The organism is Peribacillus sp. P4_C12, assembly GCF_056402095.1.
In genome coordinates this window covers 1-4,347 of record NZ_JBFUIB010000315.1, presented here as the reverse complement: position 1 = coordinate 4,347, position 4,347 = coordinate 1, and the positions used below count along the sequence as shown (strand labels likewise).

The following is a 4,347-nucleotide window of genomic DNA, read 5'->3' as shown; positions in this document are numbered from 1 at the left end:
TAGTATAAGAGGGTTAGGCCGCACTGGCGCTTACTTCTGGTCATATTTCTGATTTTAAATAAAAGGTGTTATTATTTTTGTATAATAAGAGACCTCGTAGGGTGAGGATATGAAAATTATAATTTGGAATTTTTGGAACAACAAGGAGGTTTATCATGAATAAAATGATAAAACAATTAACAGAACTGCAAATCGGCAAAGTTCTTGAACAGGAACCACTTGCGAATCATACAACTATGAAAATTGGGGGACCGGCTGATTTATTCATCGTGCCATCATCCATTGAAAATATAGAAAAAACGATGCAGGTTATCAAGGAACATGCCACACCTTGGAGAGCGATTGGTAGGGGCTCGAACCTCTTAGTCAGCGATGGCGGAATTGAAGGTGTAGTGCTGAAATTGGGCAAAGGACTTGACCATCTTGAGATAAATGGCCCGGAGATTAAAGCAGGAGCTGGTGTGTCTCTTGTTAGCTTGTCTGTACAAATTAGCAAAAAAGGATATGCAGGTCTGGAATTTGCCAGTGGAATTCCTGGCTCAATTGGTGGAGCGGTATATATGAACGCTGGTGCACACGGTTCCGATATGAGTGAAATTCTAAAGGCGGCGCATGTCCTGTTTGAAGATGGAACGTTGGCCTGGCTTTCTAAGGAGGAAATGGAGTTTTCTTATCGAACTTCAATACTTCAAAAGAAGAAACCAGGAATCGTACTCGAAGCCATTTTTCAATTAACTGAGGGCAATAAAACTGAAATAGTAGAAAGAATGCAGAATAACAAAAACTATCGTAAGGATACCCAGCCGTATAATCTACCATGTGCCGGGAGCATATTTAGAAATCCGCTGCCACATCATGCAGGGAAATTAGTGGAGAATGCTGGCCTAAAGGGACACTCGATTGGTGGAGCACAGATTTCTCCTATGCATGGGAACTTTATCGTTAACACAGGAAATGGAAGTGCAGCAGATGTTCAAGCATTGATACAGCACGTGAAGGACACTGTGTATGACAAGTTTGAAATTGAATTGGAAACCGAAGTGGAAATAATCGGACGGAAATAAAAGAAGATTTATTTTTTATATCCAAATATTGTGGTATAATATGTTACCTGAAAAGTATAGTAATAAGTTTTTCTTAAATTTGTCATGATTTAATATAGTGTCAAAAACCATCCATTTTTTCAGGAAGAGGTGAAAGGGATGGAAAAGGGGAAAATCGTTTCTATTGAGGACCGCATCCCGAAACTAAAACAATTAAGAAAAAGTAAAGCAAACAGACGACTTGTTCTTTTGCTTTCCCTTTTCTTCATTCTGATTGCTTGTGTGTTATATTTCTTATCCCCTTTGAGCTATGTTCAATCCGTGCAGGTAGAAGGGAATCGTTATATTACTTCTAAGCAAATTGTTAAATTAAGTAAAATAAAGAAAGATCGAAGTATTTGGAAGGTTGATACAGGTTTAACAGTAGCAAATATTAAAAAAAATCCGGAAATAGCAAGCGTTAAGGTTACACCTATATTTCCCAATTCTATAAAAATTACAGTTTCTGAACATAATAGAATGGCGTATCTATCCAATGATGGGAAGTTTTCACCCATTTTGGAAAATGGTTCTGTTTTAGAAGAGTTAGCAACTGGTGAAATTCCAGTATTTGCCCCGGTTTTAATTGGCTTCAAAGAGGGTAAAGCATTAAAGTTGCTTTTAGAGGAGTTGGACAAGCTTCCTGTCGAGATTCAGAACGCTATATCGGAAATCCATCATGCTCCAACTAAAACTGATGGTTACCATATCGTAATGTTTATGAATGATGGATATGAAGTAAGTGCAACAAGTCGAACTTTATCCGAAAAAATGATTCACTATCCATCGATTGTCAGTCAGTTGGATCCGAAGGTAAAGGGTGTCATTGATCTAGAAGTCGGTTCTTATTTCAAAGCCTATAAACCCGCTGAACAAAAGGAAGACACTAATGAGGAAAATTAATAGCAAACAGGTGATTTTATCCCTTGTTAGTGTTGTTCTAGGATTTATGATTGCCTTTTCTTACAATTTAACGAAAGATGGTCAAGGAGCAGTGAAAGATAAAGCGTGGGATCAAGAATATGAACTCAGGCAGCAATTAATAGAGCAAGAGAAGCAGAACCGGGAACTACAGAAGGAACTCCTTCAAAAGCAAGCAAAAGTATCCAACATAGAAAAAGATTTAGCACAGGAAAAGCAGTTGTTTTTCAATCTAGCAAAGGATACCGAGAAATATCGGATGTACCTTGGAAAAGTGAAAGTGAAAGGTACAGGCCTTCAGGTGACACTTGAAGATGGTTCCGATATGGATTCAGAAGCCAATGTGAATAATTACCTGGTTCATGAACAGCACGTCTTCAAGGTTGTTAATGAATTATACATATCAGGGGCAGAGGCTGTCGCGATTAACGGTCAGAGGCTAGATCATGATTCGTATATAGTCTGTAATGGACCTGTGATTACAATCGATGGTCATCAGCATCCTGCTCCATTTATCATTTCGGCGATTGGGGACCCCGATATCTTAGAGGCTTCCTTAGATATGCCAGGTGGAATAAAGGAACAGTTGGTTAATGAAAATGTTATTTTTACTATGGAAAAGCAAAAGAAAATCATTTTTGATCCAATTATTGGAGGGTGAATAATCGCCGGATTCGATGAAAGATTGGTGAAACACTGGAAATGAGAAAAAAGCTATCTTTTAGTTTGATTACTTTGATTGCTGGCTTCATGCTTGCTATTCAATTCAATTTGGTAAATCAGCCAGTAGTTTCTGATACCAGAGATATGTGGCAACTGAAAAATGATTTATTAAAAGAACAGCAGTCCCAGGTTGAATTATTAGAGAGTATTAGTAAGCTTGAGGAGAAAATTGCATCCTATGAAACAAAGAAAAATGAAAGTAAAGAAGAATTATTGCGTGAAACACTGTCTGAATTTAAGACTGACGCAGGTTTGACTGAGATAACGGGAAAAGGAGTCAGTGTGTCTGTCCAACCTATAAAAGAAGGTCTCCTACTTGGTGAGAAGATAGAGTATATTTCCCCTGTATTATTAAGAAGGCTCATTAATGAAATGTATATGTTTGGCGCAGATGAAATTTCCATTTCGGGACAACGGTACATATCTACATCAGTTATTCGTGATATTAATGGGAAGCCAAAAGTAGACGGATATTCGCTCACTGATTACCCGCTTGAAATTCAAGCCCTAACCGTTAATCCCAAAAAACTAAAACAGCGTATTCAAGGTTCTGAACTAATGGATGATTTCTTTATAGATAATTTTGAAGTTCAAATTACAACTCCATCTAGTGAACTGACATTGCCAGCATATCAAAATACGATTAATGTGGAACACATGGAGCCCATTATAGATGGAGGGGAATCGTAATGTGGCTTCCAGTTTTTGGACTGTTAATTGGGATTACCCTAGGCTTTTTGGTGGATTTTGATATTCCTCATGAATATTCAAATTATCTTTCCATTGCCGTCCTTGCTGCTTTTGATACCTTATTTGGAGGAATACGGGCACATTTGCAAAATCTTTATGATGAAGTTGTATTTGTAACGGGATTCTTCTTTAATATTGTTTTAGCCGCAGGTTTGGCTTTTCTAGGTGTACATCTTGGTGTAGACTTGTATTTAGCCGCAATCTTTGTGTTTGGCGTTAGACTCTTTCAAAATATCGCACAGATTAGAAGAATATTAATTGATAAATGGTCGATTTCACGGAAAAAACAGAAAAAAAATCTATAATTTTAAAGGGAATTACCTGATAAATGACGAATAGTTTAAGGCAGTATCTAGTTTGGAAATGATATCCGTTTTTTTGAGAAGCGAACAATAACCATCATAAAGAGCTAAATCTACGAGTTTTATCCAAAACAAGATAATCTAGTTTATTATCATATTAGCGAGTTGCAATTAGGTTTGTTATTCAATTATGAATAGGTCTTTCAATATAAAAATGTTATTCTACTAATACATGTATAAAACCGAAGGAGGTGCCATGGAATGAACAGCAACGAAATTTACGTAAGTCTTGACATCGGTACATCCAGTGTAAAAGTTATCATTGGGGAAATGGTCAATGACACATTAAATATAATCGGCGTAGGGAATGTTAAATCAGAAGGGCTCAAAAAGGGTTCGATCGTCGATATAGATGAAACCGTCCAATCTATTCAAAAAGCTGTAGAGCAAGCTGAGCGAATGATTGGGATGGAGATAAAAAAAGTAATCGTCGGTATCAGTGGAAATCACGTCACGCTTCAACCTTGTCATGGGGTGGTAGCAGTATCCAGTGACAATAAAGAGATTAC

Annotated in this window: 5 protein-coding genes and 1 pseudogene; all 6 read left to right on the top strand. The window is 37.2% G+C overall.

The window, feature by feature from the left end:
* The first annotated feature begins 155 nt into the window (after positions 1 to 155).
* Positions 156 to 1,064: a UDP-N-acetylmuramate dehydrogenase gene (murB, locus tag AC1DUW_RS21845; RefSeq protein ID WP_053345239.1), complete on the top strand. Its 909-nt coding sequence runs from the start codon at positions 156 to 158 to the stop codon at positions 1,062 to 1,064.
* Positions 1,065 to 1,202: 138 nt separating this feature from the next.
* The gene (locus tag AC1DUW_RS21840; RefSeq protein WP_053345240.1) at positions 1,203 to 1,985 is read left to right on the top strand and encodes a cell division protein FtsQ/DivIB; all 783 of its coding nucleotides are present in this window, start codon (positions 1,203 to 1,205) and stop codon (positions 1,983 to 1,985) included.
* Positions 1,972 to 2,664, top strand: a complete 693-nt coding sequence (locus AC1DUW_RS21835; protein ID WP_477643443.1) for a DUF881 domain-containing protein — start codon at positions 1,972 to 1,974, stop codon at positions 2,662 to 2,664. Before AC1DUW_RS21840 ends, AC1DUW_RS21835 begins: the two co-directional genes overlap by 14 nt.
* A gap of 41 nt (positions 2,665 to 2,705) precedes the next feature.
* Positions 2,706 to 3,416: a DUF881 domain-containing protein gene (locus AC1DUW_RS21830; RefSeq protein ID WP_053345242.1), complete on the top strand. Its 711-nt coding sequence runs from the start codon at positions 2,706 to 2,708 to the stop codon at positions 3,414 to 3,416.
* A complete protein-coding gene (locus tag AC1DUW_RS21825; protein ID WP_053345243.1) occupies positions 3,416 to 3,781 on the top strand; it encodes a small basic family protein in 366 nt (121 codons plus the stop codon). The genes AC1DUW_RS21830 and AC1DUW_RS21825 overlap by 1 nt, the downstream gene beginning before the upstream one ends.
* Before the next feature lie 258 nt (positions 3,782 to 4,039).
* Positions 4,040 to 4,347: pseudogene (locus AC1DUW_RS21820) on the top strand (cell division protein FtsA); the annotation flags it as partial.